Origin of the sequence: Streptomyces sp. NPDC017943 (assembly GCF_044328425.1) — a bacterium.
Classification (GTDB): Bacteria; Actinomycetota; Actinomycetes; order Streptomycetales; family Streptomycetaceae; genus Streptomyces; species Streptomyces djakartensis_A.
The window spans coordinates 37,978-52,806 of sequence record NZ_JBIRHH010000004.1; the positions used below are offsets into that span (position 1 = coordinate 37,978).

At 70.6% G+C, this 14,829-nt stretch carries 17 protein-coding genes; 3 read left to right on the plus strand and 14 right to left on the minus strand.

Annotated elements, in window-relative coordinates; genetic code table 11:
* Window positions 1–4 precede the first annotated feature (4 nt).
* The 5 genes from ACH4C6_RS13605 to ACH4C6_RS13625 form a co-directional block, all read right to left on the minus strand.
* Window positions 5–451 (minus strand): VOC family protein, encoded by a 447-nt coding sequence (locus ACH4C6_RS13605; protein WP_398109335.1) that lies wholly within the window; start codon window positions 449–451, stop codon window positions 5–7.
* Between the two features lie 62 nt (window positions 452–513).
* Window positions 514–960 (minus strand): helix-turn-helix transcriptional regulator, encoded by a 447-nt coding sequence (locus ACH4C6_RS13610; protein WP_398108759.1) that lies wholly within the window; start codon window positions 958–960, stop codon window positions 514–516.
* Window positions 961–1,038: 78 nt separating this feature from the next.
* Window positions 1,039–1,455: an SRPBCC domain-containing protein gene (locus tag ACH4C6_RS13615; RefSeq protein ID WP_398108760.1), complete on the minus strand. Its 417-nt coding sequence runs from the start codon at window positions 1,453–1,455 to the stop codon at window positions 1,039–1,041.
* Window positions 1,452–1,766 (minus strand): ArsR/SmtB family transcription factor, encoded by a 315-nt coding sequence (locus ACH4C6_RS13620; RefSeq protein WP_398108761.1) that lies wholly within the window; start codon window positions 1,764–1,766, stop codon window positions 1,452–1,454. The genes ACH4C6_RS13615 and ACH4C6_RS13620 overlap by 4 nt, the downstream gene beginning before the upstream one ends.
* 146 nt (window positions 1,767–1,912) lie before the next feature.
* Window positions 1,913–3,511, minus strand: a complete 1,599-nt coding sequence (locus ACH4C6_RS13625; RefSeq protein ID WP_398108762.1) for an MDR family MFS transporter — start codon at window positions 3,509–3,511, stop codon at window positions 1,913–1,915.
* A 122-nt stretch (window positions 3,512–3,633) separates the two neighbouring features.
* On the opposite strand from ACH4C6_RS13625, the gene ACH4C6_RS13630 reads away from it, so the two are divergent.
* Entirely contained in the window at window positions 3,634–4,230 is a 597-nt protein-coding gene (locus ACH4C6_RS13630; protein WP_398108763.1) for a TetR/AcrR family transcriptional regulator, read from the plus strand.
* Window positions 4,231–4,245: 15 nt separating this feature from the next.
* On the opposite strand, the gene ACH4C6_RS13635 is transcribed toward ACH4C6_RS13630, so the two are convergent.
* The gene (locus tag ACH4C6_RS13635; RefSeq protein WP_398108764.1) at window positions 4,246–4,941 is read right to left on the minus strand and encodes a M23 family metallopeptidase; all 696 of its coding nucleotides are present in this window, start codon (window positions 4,939–4,941) and stop codon (window positions 4,246–4,248) included.
* A 440-nt stretch (window positions 4,942–5,381) separates the two neighbouring features.
* On the opposite strand from ACH4C6_RS13635, the gene ACH4C6_RS13640 reads away from it, so the two are divergent.
* Window positions 5,382–6,023: an HAD family acid phosphatase gene (locus ACH4C6_RS13640; RefSeq protein ID WP_398108765.1), complete on the plus strand. Its 642-nt coding sequence runs from the start codon at window positions 5,382–5,384 to the stop codon at window positions 6,021–6,023.
* 66 nt (window positions 6,024–6,089) lie between these two features.
* On the opposite strand, the gene ACH4C6_RS13645 is transcribed toward ACH4C6_RS13640, so the two are convergent.
* Window positions 6,090–8,615, minus strand: coding sequence for an ATP-dependent Clp protease ATP-binding subunit (locus tag ACH4C6_RS13645; protein ID WP_398108766.1), 2,526 nt, complete (start codon window positions 8,613–8,615; stop codon window positions 6,090–6,092).
* Window positions 8,616–9,056: 441 nt separating this feature from the next.
* Here ACH4C6_RS13645 and ACH4C6_RS13650 point away from each other — a divergent pair, with 441 nt between their 5' ends.
* Window positions 9,057–9,755 (plus strand): SCO3374 family protein, encoded by a 699-nt coding sequence (locus tag ACH4C6_RS13650; RefSeq protein WP_398108767.1) that lies wholly within the window; start codon window positions 9,057–9,059, stop codon window positions 9,753–9,755.
* Window positions 9,756–9,764: 9 nt separating this feature from the next.
* Here ACH4C6_RS13650 and ACH4C6_RS13655 read toward each other — a convergent pair whose 3' ends face one another.
* From ACH4C6_RS13655 to nadC, 7 genes are all read right to left on the minus strand, one after another.
* Window positions 9,765–10,100 (minus strand): Lsr2 family protein, encoded by a 336-nt coding sequence (locus ACH4C6_RS13655; protein ID WP_398108768.1) that lies wholly within the window; start codon window positions 10,098–10,100, stop codon window positions 9,765–9,767.
* A 273-nt stretch (window positions 10,101–10,373) separates the two neighbouring features.
* Window positions 10,374–10,907 carry an amino-acid N-acetyltransferase gene (locus ACH4C6_RS13660; protein WP_398108769.1) on the minus strand — a complete coding sequence of 178 codons (534 nt, stop codon included), beginning with the start codon at window positions 10,905–10,907 and terminating at the stop codon, window positions 10,374–10,376.
* Window positions 10,908–10,916: 9 nt separating this feature from the next.
* Window positions 10,917–11,354 carry a BlaI/MecI/CopY family transcriptional regulator gene (locus tag ACH4C6_RS13665; RefSeq protein ID WP_398108770.1) on the minus strand — a complete coding sequence of 146 codons (438 nt, stop codon included), beginning with the start codon at window positions 11,352–11,354 and terminating at the stop codon, window positions 10,917–10,919.
* 171 nt (window positions 11,355–11,525) lie between these two features.
* A complete protein-coding gene (locus ACH4C6_RS13670; RefSeq protein WP_398108771.1) occupies window positions 11,526–11,714 on the minus strand; it encodes a hypothetical protein in 189 nt (62 codons plus the stop codon).
* Window positions 11,715–11,730: 16 nt separating this feature from the next.
* Window positions 11,731–12,402 (minus strand): hypothetical protein, encoded by a 672-nt coding sequence (locus tag ACH4C6_RS13675; RefSeq protein WP_398108772.1) that lies wholly within the window; start codon window positions 12,400–12,402, stop codon window positions 11,731–11,733.
* A gap of 637 nt (window positions 12,403–13,039) precedes the next feature.
* On the minus strand, window positions 13,040–13,837 hold the full coding sequence (locus ACH4C6_RS13680) for a type III pantothenate kinase (protein ID WP_398108773.1): 798 nt from the start codon (window positions 13,835–13,837) through the stop codon (window positions 13,040–13,042).
* 16 nt (window positions 13,838–13,853) lie between these two features.
* Complete coding sequence (gene nadC / locus ACH4C6_RS13685; RefSeq protein WP_398108774.1) at window positions 13,854–14,828, minus strand: carboxylating nicotinate-nucleotide diphosphorylase; 975 nt, start codon at window positions 14,826–14,828, stop codon at window positions 13,854–13,856.
* Window position 14,829 lies beyond the last annotated feature (1 nt).

A 14,829-nucleotide genomic window follows, 5' to 3' on the forward strand; every position in this document is an offset into this window, starting at 1 on the left:
GCGGTCAGCAGGACCAGTCCTGGTCCGGGTCGAGGCCGCCCTCGCGGGGCTGGGTGAAGGAGAACCAGTTGCCCGAGTCGTCGCGGAACAGCGCCTCCGTGCCGTAGGGGCGCTCCTGCGGCTCCTGGAGGAACTCCACGCCCCGGTCCTTGAGCTTCCGGTAGTCGCCGTGGATGTCGTCGGTGGTCAGCACACCCGCGCCGAGCACTCCCTTGGTGACCAGCTTCTTGAGCATCTCGGCGGACTCCGGGTCCATCGCGGGCCCGCTCGGCACCATCAGGGTGAGCTCCACGTCGGGCTGGTTCGGCGCGCCGACCGTGAGCCAGCGCATGCCGCCCTCCCCCATGGTCATGTCCGTACGGACCTCCAGACCCAGCTTCTCCGTGTAGAACTCCCTGGCCCGGTCCTGGTCGAGGACCCAGACGGTCGCGATGGCGAGACCCTTGATCATGGCGTGCTCCTGCTGCTCCGCGGCGGTCGCTGCTTGCCCTGCCACGGTAGGCAGCGGGTCCGTCAGCCCGCTTCTCCGGAATTGCTCTCCTTGCGGGGAGCGGGCCCGGCGCCGGGGCCGGAGCGGAATCCGCCCGCCCAGAGCATCGCGTAGCAGCCGGGGACGAGGGCGGCTCCCCGGCCGACGTGCCGGATGCGGTACTCACTCGGGGGCAGCCCGGTCCAGGCCTTGAAGCGCGCCGAGAAGGTGCCGACGCTGCTGAAGCCGACCAGGTGGCAGATCTCCGTGACGGAGAGGTCGGCCGTACGCAGCAGGTCCTCGGCCCGTTCGATACGGCGGTGGGTCAGGTACTGGCCGGGGGTCTCGCCGTAGGCCTCCTTGAAGGCCCGGATGAAGTGGTACCGCGAGTACCCGGCGTGCGCGGCGACGGTGTCCAGGTCGAGGCCGGGGTCGGCCCAGTCCCGGTCCATGGCGTCCTTGGCGAGCCGCACCTGCCGCGTCCTGTCCATGCGACCGATGGTGGCACGGGGGTCTGACAGCGGCCCCTGGCGCAGCGGCGGGCCGGGCGTCACCCTCCGGTACGTCGCTCAGCCCTGGGCGGCCTCGCCCAGGACGGGTGCCAGGCGGTTCAGGACGTGGGGCCAGCCCTTGCCCATGCCGTCGTACGCCTGGCGGCCCATCGGGGAGTCGAGGTCGAAGCCCGCGTGGGTGAGGACGAGGCGGGTGCCCCGGCCCTCCGGGTGCAGCGTCCAGGTGATGGTGGTGTCGAGCGTGCCTTCGGCGAACCGGTAGGCCAGCAGCCGCTGGTCGTCCACCTCGGTCACCTCGCAGGGCTGACTGCCGAAGTTCCCCATGTCCAGGGTGAAGCGGTGCCCGACCACGGGCTTGATGTCACCGGCGGCCCACCAGCGGGCGTGCAGGTCGGGGTCGGTCAGGGCCTTCCAGACCGCGGCCGGCGGGTGGGGAAGGAACGTCTCGCAGGTGATCGTGTTGCTCTCGGTCATGTCTCGTGGTCCTCGTCCAGGAGATCGGACAGCGCGTGCAGACGCTGCTTCCAGTAGTGCTCGAACGGGTGCAGCCACTCGCTCACCTCGGCCAGCCGTGCCGGTTCGAGGTGGTAGAAGCGGTGGCGGCCGCGTGGCTCCTCGCGCACCAGTCCGGCGGTACGGAGCACCGCCAGGTGCTCGGAGACCGCGGGCCTCCCGAGCTCGAACATCCCGGCCAGCTCCCCTGTGGAGCGCGGACCTTCACGCAGGCTCTCGAGCAGTCTGCGGCGCACTGGGCTAGCCAGCACGCCGAACACGTCGGCAGGCATGACGCCATGATGCGTCGGGAATCCCCGACGCGTCAAGAATTCCCGACGCATCCCCGGGGGCGCTCCCTCACCGGCGAGGCACGGCGAAGGCCCCGGGGATCACAGCCACCCGGGGCCTTCGTCGGGGATCGGTCCGCCGACCTCGGTCAGAGCGCCTCCGCCAGCGGTGCCTGGGCCGCCGGGGCGTCCGGCTTTCCGTCCTCCGGACCCTTCGGCCCGGCGCCCTTCAGCGGCACCTCCTTGACGAACACCGCCGCCGCCAGCGCGAGCACCGCGATCACGGCCCCGAGCAGGAACGCGGAGTGCGTACCGGCGGACACCGCGTGCTGGTACGCCTCCCGCGCCGCCTCCGGCAGCTTCGCCAGGCTCGCCTGGTCCAGCTGCGCCGACTGCTCGGTCACCTTGGAGCCCAGCGCCCCGGCCCGCTCGGCCATGACGTCCTGGACACGGTGGTTGAACAGCGCGCCCATGATCGCGACACCGAAGGAGGAACCCAGCGTCCGGAACAGCGTCGTGGACGAGGACGCGACCCCCATGTCCTTCATCTCCACGCTGTTCTGCGCCACCAGCATGGTGATCTGCATCAGGCAGCCCATGCCCAGGCCGACCACGGCCATGAAGACGCCGGAGGTCACCCGCGACGTACCGGTGTCCATGGTGGACAGCAGGTAGAGGCCGACGATCATCAGCACGCTGCCGAGCACCGGGAACACCTTGTACCTGCCGGTGTTCGTGGTCACCCGCCCGGCGACCATCGAGGTCACCAGCATCGCGCCGAGCATCGGCAGCAGCAGCAGACCGGAGTTCGTCGCGGTGGCTCCCTGCACGGCCTGCTGGTAGAAGGGCAGGAACAGCGTCGCACCGAACATCACGAAGCCCGTGATGAAGCCGATGAGCGACATCAGCGTGAAGTTGCGGCTGCGGAAGATGTGCAGCGGCACCACCGGCTCCGCCGCCTTGGTCTGCCAGAAGACGAACCCGACCAGCGCGGCGACCCCGATGCCGATGAGCTCCATGATCCGTGCGGAGTCCCAGGCGTACTCCGTGCCGCCCCAGGTGGTGACGAGCACGATCGCGGTGATGCCGACGGTCAGCAGCGCGGCACCCAGGTAGTCGATCCGGGCCTGCGCCCGCTTCTTCGGCAGGTGCAGCACCGCGCTCACGGCGACCAGGGCGACCACGCCGAGCGGCAGGTTGATGTAGAACGCCCAGCGCCAGCCCCAGTTGTCGGTGATCGTGCCGCCGACCAGGGGCCCGCCGATCATCGCCAGCGCCATGACGCCCGCCATCATGCCCTGGTACTTGCCGCGCTCCCGGGGCGGGATCAGGTCACCGATGATCGCCATGACGCCGACCATCAGACCGCCGGCGCCCAGCCCCTGGACGGCGCGGAAGCCGATCAGCTGGCCCATGTCCTGGGCCATGCCGCTGAGCATCGAGCCGATCAGGAAGATGACGATGGACGACAGGAACGTGCCCTTGCGGCCGTACATGTCGCCGAGCTTGCCCCACAGCGGGGTGGAGGCCGCGGTGGCGAGCGTGTAGGAGGTGACCACCCAGGAGAGGTGCTCCAGACCGCCCAGCTCGCCCACGATCGTCGGCATCGCCGTACCGATGATCATGTTGTCGAGCATCGCGAGCATCATCGCGATCATGAGCGCGAGCAGGACGACCCGCACGCTTCTCGGTTGCTTCCCCCCGCTGTCGGCGGCGATCGCCGCCGATGTGTCCGTTGTGTCCGCCATCGCTTCCCACTCCCCCAGCAACTGCTACTTACTTGCCGACCGGCTAGTGACTACACTCGGAAGCTAGCGGCGCACTAGCCGGTCGTCAAGTAAGTTTTCTGGAAAGCGGGCGGCGTAGGAGGATGGGCGGCACCATGGACGGCACCAGGCAGCGGCGCCGCGGGGACACCCGCCGGCGCATCCAGGACGTGGCCCTCGAACTCTTCGCGGAGCAGGGCTACGAGAAGACATCCCTGCGGGAGATCGCCGAGCACCTGGACGTCACCAAGGCGGCCCTGTACTACCACTTCAAGACGAAGGAAGAGATCCTCGTCAGCATCTTCGAGGACCTCACGCAGCCCATCGAGGACCTGATCGACTGGGGCCGCCGGCAGCCGCACACCCTGGAGACCAAGCAGGAGATCGTCCGCCGCTACGCCGACACGCTGGCCCAGGCGGCCCCGCTGTTCCGCTTCATGCACGAGAACCAGGCCACGGTGCGCGAGCTGCGCATCGGCGAGTCCTTCAAGGAGCGCATCCGCAGCCTGCGCGACATCATCGTCGACCCGGACGCGGACCTGGTCGACCAGGTCCGCTGCGCCAGCGCGATCTTCACCCTGCACGCCGGGATGTTCCTGCTCCAGGACATGGGAAACGACCCCGAGGAGAAGAGCAGAGCCGTCCTCGAGGTCGCCACGGACCTGGTGGCCCAGGCCCACCGCGGAGCGGCGGGATCCTAGGGCCGGGAGGTCAGGTCAGACCGTCACGCCCTTGGCGCGCAGGAACTTGACCGGGTCGACCGCCGAGCCGTAGTTCGGGGTCGTGCGGATCTCGAAGTGCAGGTGCGGACCGCTGGAGTTGCCGGTGTTGCCGGACCGCGCGATCTCCTGACCGGTCTTGACGATCTGGCCGATGTGCACCTTGACCTTCGACAGGTGGGCGTACTGGGAGTACGTGCCGTTGCCGTGCTTGATCACGATGGCGTTGCCGTAGGCGGGGCCGTCACCGGCGCCGTTGCCGCCGGCCTTGACCACGGTTCCGCCGTGGGTGGCGAAGACCTGGGTGCCGCTCGGCACCGCGAAGTCCTGACCGCTGTGCTTGTGCGCCCACATGCCGCCGTTCTGGGCGAAGCTCGCGGAGAGCTTGTACTTCTTCACCGGGTCGACCCAGGAGGGCGCGGCCTTCTTCGCGGCGGCCTTCTCGGCGGCCGCCTTCACGGCGGCGGCCTTGGCGGCCTTCTCGGCCTTCAGGGCCTCGGCCTTGGCGGCCTTGGCCTGGGCGGCGGCCTGCGCCTGGACGGCGGTGGCCGCGCCGGACGCGGCCGTGGTGTCGGCGGCGGACGCGACCCCGGCCCCCAGTGCGACCGAGACACCGAGGCCGGCGGCCAGCACGGTCGCACGGGTGCGGAGCTGGGACGTACGGGAAGAACGGGACGTGACGCGCTGGGACATCGAAACCTCGTATGGAAGGGGACGGAGAAAACCACCCGGCGCACTGTCGCTCGCCGTGTGGCCATCCCTTGGTAACCCGAAGTCCGACAAACACCCAAAAGCGTGATCTACGGCCGAAGTTAGTACTTCGGCACCGTGTTCCACGTCTCTTGACACAGTGCTCATTCAGGACAAATACCGGCATTGGCCAGCTCTTCGTCACCCTCCCCCCGGGGCGATTACCCTTCCTTACGGCCCGTTCGCCACTATTCCGGCTAGTACCGGACATATCGCCTGTGCGGCATGTCACCGGTGGCCCACTTCGGCCATTCGGGATATGTGGCGCACGCCTCTAGGCACCTACCGTCCGGTAACCCTACGGTTCCCCTCGCGCCACCCTCGCGCACAAGCATGCACACGACATGTTGGCAGCGTCACGGACGTGAGAGGACCCCCACGACATGCAGATCCGACGCCCCTGGTTGCGCCGCGCATCAGTGACCGCCGTCTCGGCGGCCGCCCTCGTGGCGATGGCCGCACCGGCCGACGCCACGACCGCCGACCGGGCTTCCACCGCCGCCGTGACCGCCACCGCGGCCACCGCGGCGGACGTCGACTACGGCACCTGGCAGAAGGACTGCCAGGCCGTGATGGACCAGGCGCTGCCCTATCTCCAGCAGCGGATCGCGGCGACGAAGCCGGGCGAGAAGCAGGCCATCGTCTTCGACATCGACAACACGACGCTGGAGACCGACTTCGGCTTCAGCTACCCGCAGCCGGCCAACAGGCCGGTCCTGGAGGCCGCCAGATACGCCCAGGAGCGCGGAGTCGCCCTGTTCTTCGTCACCGCGCGCCCGGACATCGTCTACGCCTTCACCGACTACAACCTCAAGCAGGCCGGCTACCGCGTCTCCGGCCTGTACGTGCGCAACTTCATCGACCTGTTCAAGAACGTCGCGGACTACAAGACGGCCCAGCGCGTCTCGATCGAGAAGAAGGGCTACACGATCATCGCGAACATCGGCAACAGCGCCACCGACCTGTCCGGCGGCCACGCCGAGAAGGCGTTCAAGCTGCCGGACTACGGCGGGCAGCTGTCGTAGGGGCCCGGACACGCGGAAGGGGCCGGTGCCTTTCGGCACCGGCCCCTTCTCGTCGGACCGTGACGCTTACGCGTCCTTGCTCAGGTTCGGACCGGTGCCACCGGCCGCCTGCTCGATCGGCGGGACGTCCGGGAGGGCCGACTTCTCCTCGCCGCGGAAGGTGAAGGTCTTGGTCTCGCCCTCGCCCTCCGTGTCCACGACCACGATGTGACCGGGGCGCAGCTCGCCGAAGAGGATCTTCTCCGACAGCGAGTCCTCGATCTCGCGCTGGATGGTGCGGCGCAGCGGACGCGCACCCAGCACGGGGTCGTAGCCCTTCTTGGACAGCAGCTCCTTGGCGGACTGGGAGAGCTCGATGCCCATGTCCCGGTCCTTCAGGCGCTCGTCCACCTTGCCGATCATCAGGTCGACGATCTGGAGGATGTCGTCCTGGCTGAGCTGCGGGAAGACGACCACGTCGTCGACGCGGTTGAGGAACTCGGGCCGGAAGTGCTGCTTGAGCTCGTCCTGGACCTTGTTCTTCATGCGCTCGTAGTTGGTCTTCGTGTCACCCGAGGCCGCGAAGCCCAGGTTGAAGCCCTTGGAGATGTCCCGGGTGCCGAGGTTGGTCGTCATGATGATGACCGTGTTCTTGAAGTCCACGACCCGGCCCTGGGAGTCGGTCAGGCGACCGTCCTCCAGGATCTGCAGCAGCGAGTTGAAGATGTCCGGGTGGGCCTTCTCGACCTCGTCGAAGAGGACGACCGAGAACGGCTTGCGGCGCACCTTCTCCGTCAGCTGGCCGCCCTCCTCGTAGCCCACGTATCCGGGGGGCGAACCGAAGAGGCGGGAGACCGTGTGCTTCTCGCTGAACTCCGACATGTCGAGGGAGATCAGCGCGTCCTCGTCGCCGAAGAGGAACTCGGCGAGCGCCTTGGACAGCTCGGTCTTACCGACACCGGACGGGCCGGCGAAGATGAACGAGCCACCGGGGCGCTTGGGGTCCTTCAGACCGGCACGCGTACGGCGGATCGCCTTCGACAGCGCCTTGACGGCGTCGTTCTGGCCGATGACCCGCTTGTGGAGCTCCTCCTCCATGCGCAGCAGGCGGGAGGACTCCTCCTCGGTGAGCTTGAAGACCGGGATGCCGGTGGCGGTCGCGAGGACCTCGGCGATCAGCTCGCCGTCGACCTCGGCGACGACGTCCATGTCGCCGGCCTTCCACTCCTTCTCCCGCTTGGCCTTCGCGGCGAGGAGCTGCTTCTCCTTGTCGCGCAGGGAGGCGGCCTTCTCGAAGTCCTGCGAGTCGATCGCGGACTCCTTGTCGCGGCGGACACCGGCGATCTTCTCGTCGAACTCGCGCAGGTCCGGCGGCGCGGTCATCCGGCGGATGCGCATCCGGGAACCGGCCTCGTCGATCAGGTCGATCGCCTTGTCCGGCAGGAAGCGGTCCGAGATGTACCGGTCGGCCAGGGTGGCGGCCTGGACCAGCGCCTCGTCCGTGATGGAGACGCGGTGGTGGGCCTCGTACCGGTCGCGCAGACCCTTGAGGATCTCGATGGTGTGCGGCAGGGACGGCTCCGCGACCTGGATGGGCTGGAAGCGGCGCTCCAGGGCCGCGTCCTTCTCCAGGTGCTTGCGGTACTCGTCCAGCGTGGTCGCACCGATGGTCTGGAGCTCACCGCGGGCCAGCATCGGCTTGAGGATGGAGGCCGCGTCGATGGCGCCCTCGGCGGCACCCGCACCGACCAGCGTGTGCAGCTCGTCGATGAACAGGATGATGTCGCCGCGGGTGCGGATCTCCTTGAGCACCTTCTTCAGGCGCTCCTCGAAGTCACCGCGGTAGCGGGAGCCGGCGACCAGGGCGCCGAGGTCCAGGGTGTAGAGGTGCTTGTCCTTGAGGGTCTCGGGCACCTCGCCCTTGACGATGGCCTGGGCGAGGCCCTCGACGACGGCGGTCTTGCCGACGCCGGGCTCACCGATCAGCACCGGGTTGTTCTTCGTACGGCGGGACAGCACCTGCATGACCCGCTCGATCTCCTTCTCGCGCCCGATGACCGGGTCGAGCTTGGACTCACGAGCGGCCTGGGTGAGGTTCCGGCCGAACTGGTCGAGGACCAGGGACGTGGAGGGCGTGCCCTCGGCAGGACCGCCGGCGGTGGCGGTCTCCTTGCCCTGGTAACCGGAGAGCAGCTGGATGACCTGCTGCCGCACACGGTTCAGGTCGGCGCCCAGCTTCACGAGGACCTGGGCGGCGACACCCTCGCCCTCGCGGATCAGGCCGAGCAGGATGTGCTCCGTGCCGATGTAGTTGTGGCCCAGCTGAAGGGCCTCGCGGAGCGACAGCTCCAGGACCTTCTTGGCACGGGGGGTGAAGGGGATGTGGCCGGACGGGGCCTGCTGGCCCTGGCCGATGATCTCCTCCACCTGCTGGCGGACCGCCTCGAGCGAAATCCCGAGGCTCTCAAGGGCCTTGGCGGCGACACCTTCACCCTCGTGGATCAGGCCCAGGAGGATGTGCTCAGTGCCGATGTAGTTGTGGTTGAGCATCCGGGCTTCTTCCTGAGCCAGGACGACAACCCGCCGCGCGCGGTCGGTGAACCTCTCGAACATCGTTAATCGCTCCTCAGAGCGGTCAGGCAGTGGGGGGAACTTCCCCTCCCTGTCCTTCCGCAGCTTAGTCCCGCAAGCGGGGACCGCTCATTCCAACTGCCGACACCGGACCGAGAACCAACACTGCCTCCTGACCCCGAACGCCGACATCTCCTCCAACCCGATGGTGCGAGACGATGTTCCCGCAGGCCAGGCAGATACCCCACTCGCCAGTACGCCGATGGCGAACGTGAGACGTCCTTTCCTGCGTGTCGCCCCCTCCCACTAGGCATGTCTTACCCGCGCGGACCTCGAGTCCATGCCGGGCGCACCCTTCCCCTCCGCTACGGGCGAACAACCTTGCGCCTCCCCGAGCCCCCCGGACGCCCCCGTTCGGGCACTCTGTGCGCGCAGGGCGCGACCCAGCGTAACCCGGAGGGCCTCGCGGCTGTTGCACTCGGCATGTCCGGCACCCCGCACGCCGTCGCCCCCGTCGCGTCCCGGCTCCTTCCGCTCCCCCGCGGGCCGCTCGATCCGCCCGCCCCCTGCGGGACGGGCCCACAGCCGGGCGACCGGGTCCGGCGGTGGTACGAGGACGGGCTGGGCTGGCCGACGGCGCCCGGGGATCCGCTGCGGCTGGTGGTGGGCGTGCGCTTCGACGTCCTGGACGTGCCGGCCGAGGCGGGCCGGGCCGCCCTGCGGCACCTGGCGCCCGGCTCCCCCGTGGCCGTCCGGGGTCCCCGCGCCCGGCTGCTGGTGGCGCCGGGCAGCGCGGAGGAGCTGCCGGGGCTGTTGGAGTGGCTGGACTGGGGGACGCTGCCGCTGGACCTGACGGCGGTCGGCACGGGGGGCCTCATGGAGGCGCCGCGGCCGGACGGGCCGGCCACGGGGGCGTGCCACGGGTCGGAGGGCCCCGGGGTGGTCACGGGGCGTCCCCGGCCCGGCGGGCGGGTCGGTTCCCAGGGGGCCGCCGTGTGGCTGCGGCCCCCCGAGCCGGGATGCGAGGTCGAGGCCTCGCTGCCGACGCTGTCGGCGCTGGGGGGCGGTGGGGATGCCCCCGATCTCGTACGGCTCGTGGACACGGTGGCCACGTGCTGCCACCGGATCCGGCTGCGGCGCGCGGGCGCCCGGCCACCGGCCTTGCCCGCGCAGGGCCGGTAGTGCCGCTGTTCAGCCGTTGGCCTTCTCGTACGCCTCGCGGATGGTCGCGGGGACCCGGCCGCGGTCGTTGACCTCGTAACCGTTCTCCTTCGCCCACGCGCGGATGGCCGCGGTGTCCTGGCTGCCGCCCGAGGCCGCGCGCGGCTTGCCGCGCCCGCCCGAGGCACGGCCTCCGGTACGACGACCGCCCTTCACGTAAGGCTCGAGAAGGTCACGGAGCTTGTCCGCATTGGCGGTGGTGAGATCGATCTCGTACGTCTTGCCGTCCAGCGCGAACGTCACGGTCTCGTCCGCCTCGCCGCCGTCGAGGTCGTCGACAAGAAGGACCTGAACCTTCTGTGCCACCGGATTTCCTTTCATCGATATCTTCAAGGGCCGGGGGAGTGCCGGCATCCGCCGTATCGCCGTCCCCTGTTATATGCAGTACTGCAGTACGTCGGAAAGCAAACCGCTTTTGCCGGAAAAACACAAACCCCCGGCAGAGACCGGTGGCCCCGACTCCGTCCGGAAACGTGCGCGTTTCGGACATAGGCGACCGGGGCAGGGTGGCCCCGCGGAATATGTCTTGACGAACCGGGCGGGGACCGCCTTCGCGGGGTGTGCCGTCGATCCCGGCGATCACAGATGCAGAAGCATCCGGCTGTTGCCCAAGGTGTTCGGTTTCACTCGTTCGAGACCGAGGAACTCCGCGACACCCTCGTCATAGGAACGCAGCAGCTCCGCGTAGACATCGGTGTCCACGGGCGTCTCGCCGATCTCCACGAAGCCGTGCTTGGCGAAGAAGTCGACTTCGAAGGTCAGGCAGAAAACGCGTCGAACACCGAGCCGTCGCGCGGTCTGGAGCAACTTCTCCAGCACCCGGTGCCCGACGCCCGAGCCCTTGAGGCCGGGCTTGACCGCGAGAGTGCGCACTTCGGCGAGGTCTTCCCACATCACGTGCAGGGCGCCGCAGCCGACGACCTCGGCGTTGTCGTCCCGTTCGGCGACCCAGAACTCCTGGATGTCCTCGTAAAGCGTGACCGTCGCTTTGTCGAGCAGGATGCCGCCGCGGACGTAGGCGTCGAGGAGGCGGCGCACCGCCGGGACATCGCTCGTGCGGGCCCGCCGGACGGTGATGGCATTTGCGGTGGGTTCGGGGCTCTTCGCGGACATGCCGGGACGCTATCGCCCGCGGGGGTCCGAAGGGGAGGCGGGGTTCTGCGGGAGGTCTTCCGGGGGTTGTGCGGGTTGTGCCGGTGCGGGGGATTCCGGCGGCGCGGCGGGTTCCCGGGTTTCCGGGCCCTGCACGATGCGTACGGCATCGGTGAGCGCCTGGCGCTGTTCCTGGCTCATCATCCCGAAGAACGCGACGAGAGCGGCGGCGGGGTTGTCGCTCTGCGACCAGGCGTCGTTCATGAGGGCGGCGGCGTAGGCGGCCCGGGTGGAGACGGCCTCATATCGATAGGCACGGCCTTCCGCCTCGCGGCGCACCCAGCCCTTCTGATGGAGATTGTCCAAAACGGTCATCACCGTGGTGTAGGCGATGGACCGCTCCTTCTGGAGATCTTCCAGGACTTCTCGAACGGTCACCGGGCGGTTCCACTTCCACACCCGCGACATGACCGCGTCTTCGAGTTCTCCCAATGGGCGAGGCACCCTCAGCACAATAGTGGGAGAACTCGGTAATGGCGTGGCGGACGTGCGCTTCAGCGGCGAACGGGAACAAAAAGGGCGTACGACTCGGCCGAGCGGGCTCGTGGAGTCGTACGCCGTGAGGAGGGAGAGGTGCGGTCAGGCCTCGGCGCCGGGGGGCGTCGCGGAGGACGGGCGGGCGCCGTCCACGCGCGCGAGGGCGGCGTCCACGGCCGCGTCCTCCTTGGCCTTGTTGGCGCCGCCCTGGGTCTTCACGATCACCCGGATCACGCCGATGAAGAACGCGGCCATGACGACCGGGGGCAGGAGCGCGGAGACGTAGTCCATGGATCCAGGGTAGCCGTCAGCCCGCGGCGAGCTGCTGGGGGCTCGGCGGGGGCGGCGGGGCGGGCTTGCGGCGCGGGAAGACCTCGCCCGGGGTGGGGATCGGACGGGAGGGCTTCGGCGTGCCGGGGCCGGGAGCCGGGGAGGGCGCGGGAGCGGGCTTGGCGGGGTCCGGCTTGCGCGCGGGCCTCTTCTCGGGCTGCCGGCCGACCCCGCCGGGCAGGGCCAGGAGACGGGCGGGACCGGCGGTGCGGGCGCGGTCGCGCGTGCGGGAGGCCGGGACGGTGGCCGTGAGGGCCGCGGCCGGGGCGGTCCGGGAGGCCGGGGTGGTCGCACAGCGGTCCAGGAGGGCCGCCGCCGCGGGGTTGCCGCGCAGGGCGCGCAGGGCGGCCAGGTCGTCGGGGCCGGGGCGGTGGCCGGCGGCCAGGGCCTCGTCGAGCAGGGCGAGGTAGCCGGCCGCGGTGCCGGGGAGGGCCGCGCGGTACCGGCCCAGGTCGGCCACGAGGAAGGCGCGCAGCCTGGCTCCCTCCCGCTGGGCCTCGTCCAGCGACTCCGCGAGGCGGAGACAGTCGCGGACGTCGTCGGGCGTGGCGGGGGCGGGATGGAGGGCGAGGGCGAGAGCGCGGCGGAGCACACGCAGCTCCTCCGGGCCGAACGCCATGCCGCCGCGGGATCCGTAGGGCGTGGGCATGCGGCGACGATACGCGCTAATCAGACAAATCACGCATAGCGGGTGGGTGTGGCGGGGGCAACCACCCACCTGGCCGGGCAGGGGACCGCACCCCGGCGCAGCGGCGGCGGGCCGTTCCGGCGCCGTGGGCGGCGCCGGCTCTTCGCCGCACCGCCCCGCTCCCGCGCGCCGCGACGGGTGCGGGGACCCGCCCCGGCCTCCGGCCGGGCGGCGACACGGGGGCCGCGGATGCTGCGGCTGCCTACGGGCGCCGGGACGCACTGGGGTGCCCGGCGCAGCGACACCTCACCCGGCCGCGAGCCCGGCTCAGGGCACGCTCGGTGAGCGCCGGGACGCGTAGAAGCGCTCCGGCCCCGCCGGGGCCCGGCCCGGCCGCGAGCCGGGGCCCGCATGCGAGCGGCTGGGCGCGCCGGAGCGCTCCCGCCCCGTGACCGCGCTGTGAGCCGGGCCCGGGCACGCCGGACAGCGGCCGGGCGTGGCTGGTGCGGTCCGGCCGCGACGACGCCATGGCCAGGCCGCGAGCCGGGGCCCAGGGCGTGTCGGGAGCGGAGACCGCCGCGGACCACGCCCGGCTGGGGGCGGGGCCGCGGCGGTCGGGGGCCCGGGGGGCGTTATCGGGGCGCGGCGTGTCGGACGGTCACAGGCGGGAGACATTGCGCTCGTACACCAGGCGCAGGCCGATGAGGGTCAGCCACGGCTCGTGCTCGTCGATGACCGAGGACTCGCCCAGGACCATCGGGGCCAAGCCGCCCGTCGCGATGACGGTGACGTCGTCGGGGTCCTCCGCCAGCTCGCGGGCCACGCGGTTGACGACGCCGTCCACCTGGCCGGCGAACCCGTAGACGATGCCCGACTGCATCGCCTCGACCGTGTTCTTGCCGATGACGCTGCGCGGCCGGGCCACCTCGATCTTGCGGAGCTGGGCGCCGCGGACGCCCAGGGCCTCGACGGAGATCTCGATGCCGGGGGCGATGACGCCGCCGACGTACTCGCCGCGCGCGCTGACCGCGTCGAACGTCGTCGCCGTGCCGAAGTCGACGACGATCGCGGGGCCGCCGTAGAGCTCGACCGCCGCGACCGCGTTGATGATGCGGTCCGCGCCGACCTCCTTGGGGTTGTCCATGAGGATCGGGACGCCGGTCTTCACGCCGGGCTCGACCAGCACCGCCGGCACGTCGCCGTAGTAGCGGCGGGTCACCTCGCGCAGTTCGTGCAGGACCGAGGGGACGGTCGCGCAGATGGCGATGCCGTCGATGCCGTCGCCCAGTTCGTCGCCCAGGAGCGGGTGCATGCCCATCAGGCCCTGGAGGAGGACCGCGAGTTCGTCGGCGGTGCGGCGCGCGTCCGTGGAGATGCGCCAGTGTTCGACGATCTCGTCGCCGTCGAACAGGCCCAGGACGGTGTGGGTGTTTCCTACGTCGATCGTCAGCAGCATGGCCCTACCCGCTCCCCTACTCCGCCGGCCGCAGGTCCAGGCCGATGTCCAGGATCGGCGAGGAGTGGGTGAGGGCTCCGACGGCGAGGTAGTCGACGCCGGTGTCCGCGTACGCCCGGGCGTTGCCGAGGGTGAGCCGGCCGGAGGCCTCCAGGGCGGCGCGGCCCTGGACGATCGCGACGGCCTCCTCGCACTCGGCGGGCGTGAAGTTGTCCAGCAGGATCAGGTCGGCGCCGGCGTCCAGCACCTCGCGGAGCTGGTGCAGGGTGTCGACCTCGACCTCGATGGGGACCTCGGGGAAGCGTTCACGCACCGCCCGGAAGGCCTCGGCGACGCCGCCTGCGGCGACCACGTGGTTGTCCTTGACCAGGGCCGCGTCCGACAGCGACATCCGGTGGTTGACGCCGCCGCCGCAGCGGACCGCGTACTTCTCCAGGCTGCGCAGGCCCGGGGTGGTCTTGCGGGTGTCGCGGACCTTGGCCTTCGTGCCGTCCAGGGCGTCCGCCCACGCGCGCGTGGCCGTGGCGACGCCCGACAGGCGGCACAGGATGTTCAGCGCACTGCGCTCGGCCGTGAGCAGGTCGCGGGTGCGGGTGGTGACCGAGAGCAGCTTCTGGCCCGCCTCCACGCGGTCGCCGTCCTCCGCGTGCCGCTCGATCTCCAGCTCCTCCTCGCAGACGACCGACACGACCGCCTCGGCGATGCGCAGTCCGGCCACGACGCCCGCCTCGCGGGCGGTGAAGTCGGCGGTGGCCACCGCGTCCTCGGGGATGGTCGCGACCGTGGTCACGTCCACGCCGTGCGCCAGGTCCTCCTGGAGGGCCACGTTGGCGATGTCCTCGACCTCGACGGGGTCGAGGCCGGCGTCGGCCAGGAGCTGGGCGAGCGCGGGGTCCAGCCCGCACTCCAGGTACGCCTCGTCGTCCGCGCCGCAGGCGCAGCCGTCGCCGCAGCCTCCGGAGGGGGCGAGGGGAAGGTCGTGGGTGCTCACG

What these genes read in the sequence shown, in the direction of transcription:
- ACH4C6_RS13665 (WP_398108770.1), bottom strand. Translation starts at nt 11,354, where the DNA reads ATGTCGCGGGTGTGGAAGTGGAACCGCCCGGTGACCGTTCGAGAAGTC.
- ACH4C6_RS13620 (WP_398108761.1), bottom strand. Translation starts at nt 1,766, where the DNA reads ATGCCTGCCGACGTGTTCGGCGTGCTGGCTAGCCCAGTGCGCCGCAGA.
- ACH4C6_RS13615 (WP_398108760.1), bottom strand. Translation starts at nt 1,455, where the DNA reads ATGACCGAGAGCAACACGATCACCTGCGAGACGTTCCTTCCCCACCCG.
- ACH4C6_RS13670 (WP_398108771.1), bottom strand. Translation starts at nt 11,714, where the DNA reads ATGGACTACGTCTCCGCGCTCCTGCCCCCGGTCGTCATGGCCGCGTTC.
- ACH4C6_RS13645 (WP_398108766.1), bottom strand. Translation starts at nt 8,615, where the DNA reads ATGTTCGAGAGGTTCACCGACCGCGCGCGGCGGGTTGTCGTCCTGGCT.
- ACH4C6_RS13675 (WP_398108772.1), bottom strand. Translation starts at nt 12,402, where the DNA reads ATGCCCACGCCCTACGGATCCCGCGGCGGCATGGCGTTCGGCCCGGAG.
- ACH4C6_RS13635 (WP_398108764.1), bottom strand. Translation starts at nt 4,941, where the DNA reads ATGTCCCAGCGCGTCACGTCCCGTTCTTCCCGTACGTCCCAGCTCCGC.
- ACH4C6_RS13605 (WP_398109335.1), bottom strand. Translation starts at nt 451, where the DNA reads ATGATCAAGGGTCTCGCCATCGCGACCGTCTGGGTCCTCGACCAGGAC.
- ACH4C6_RS13660 (WP_398108769.1), bottom strand. Translation starts at nt 10,907, where the DNA reads ATGTCCGCGAAGAGCCCCGAACCCACCGCAAATGCCATCACCGTCCGG.
- ACH4C6_RS13610 (WP_398108759.1), bottom strand. Translation starts at nt 960, where the DNA reads ATGGACAGGACGCGGCAGGTGCGGCTCGCCAAGGACGCCATGGACCGG.
- ACH4C6_RS13630 (WP_398108763.1), top strand. Translation starts at nt 3,634, where the DNA reads ATGGGCGGCACCATGGACGGCACCAGGCAGCGGCGCCGCGGGGACACC.
- ACH4C6_RS13650 (WP_398108767.1), top strand. Translation starts at nt 9,057, where the DNA reads ATGTCCGGCACCCCGCACGCCGTCGCCCCCGTCGCGTCCCGGCTCCTT.
- ACH4C6_RS13680 (WP_398108773.1), bottom strand. Translation starts at nt 13,837, where the DNA reads ATGCTGCTGACGATCGACGTAGGAAACACCCACACCGTCCTGGGCCTG.
- ACH4C6_RS13640 (WP_398108765.1), top strand. Translation starts at nt 5,382, where the DNA reads ATGCAGATCCGACGCCCCTGGTTGCGCCGCGCATCAGTGACCGCCGTC.
- ACH4C6_RS13625 (WP_398108762.1), bottom strand. Translation starts at nt 3,511, where the DNA reads ATGGCGGACACAACGGACACATCGGCGGCGATCGCCGCCGACAGCGGG.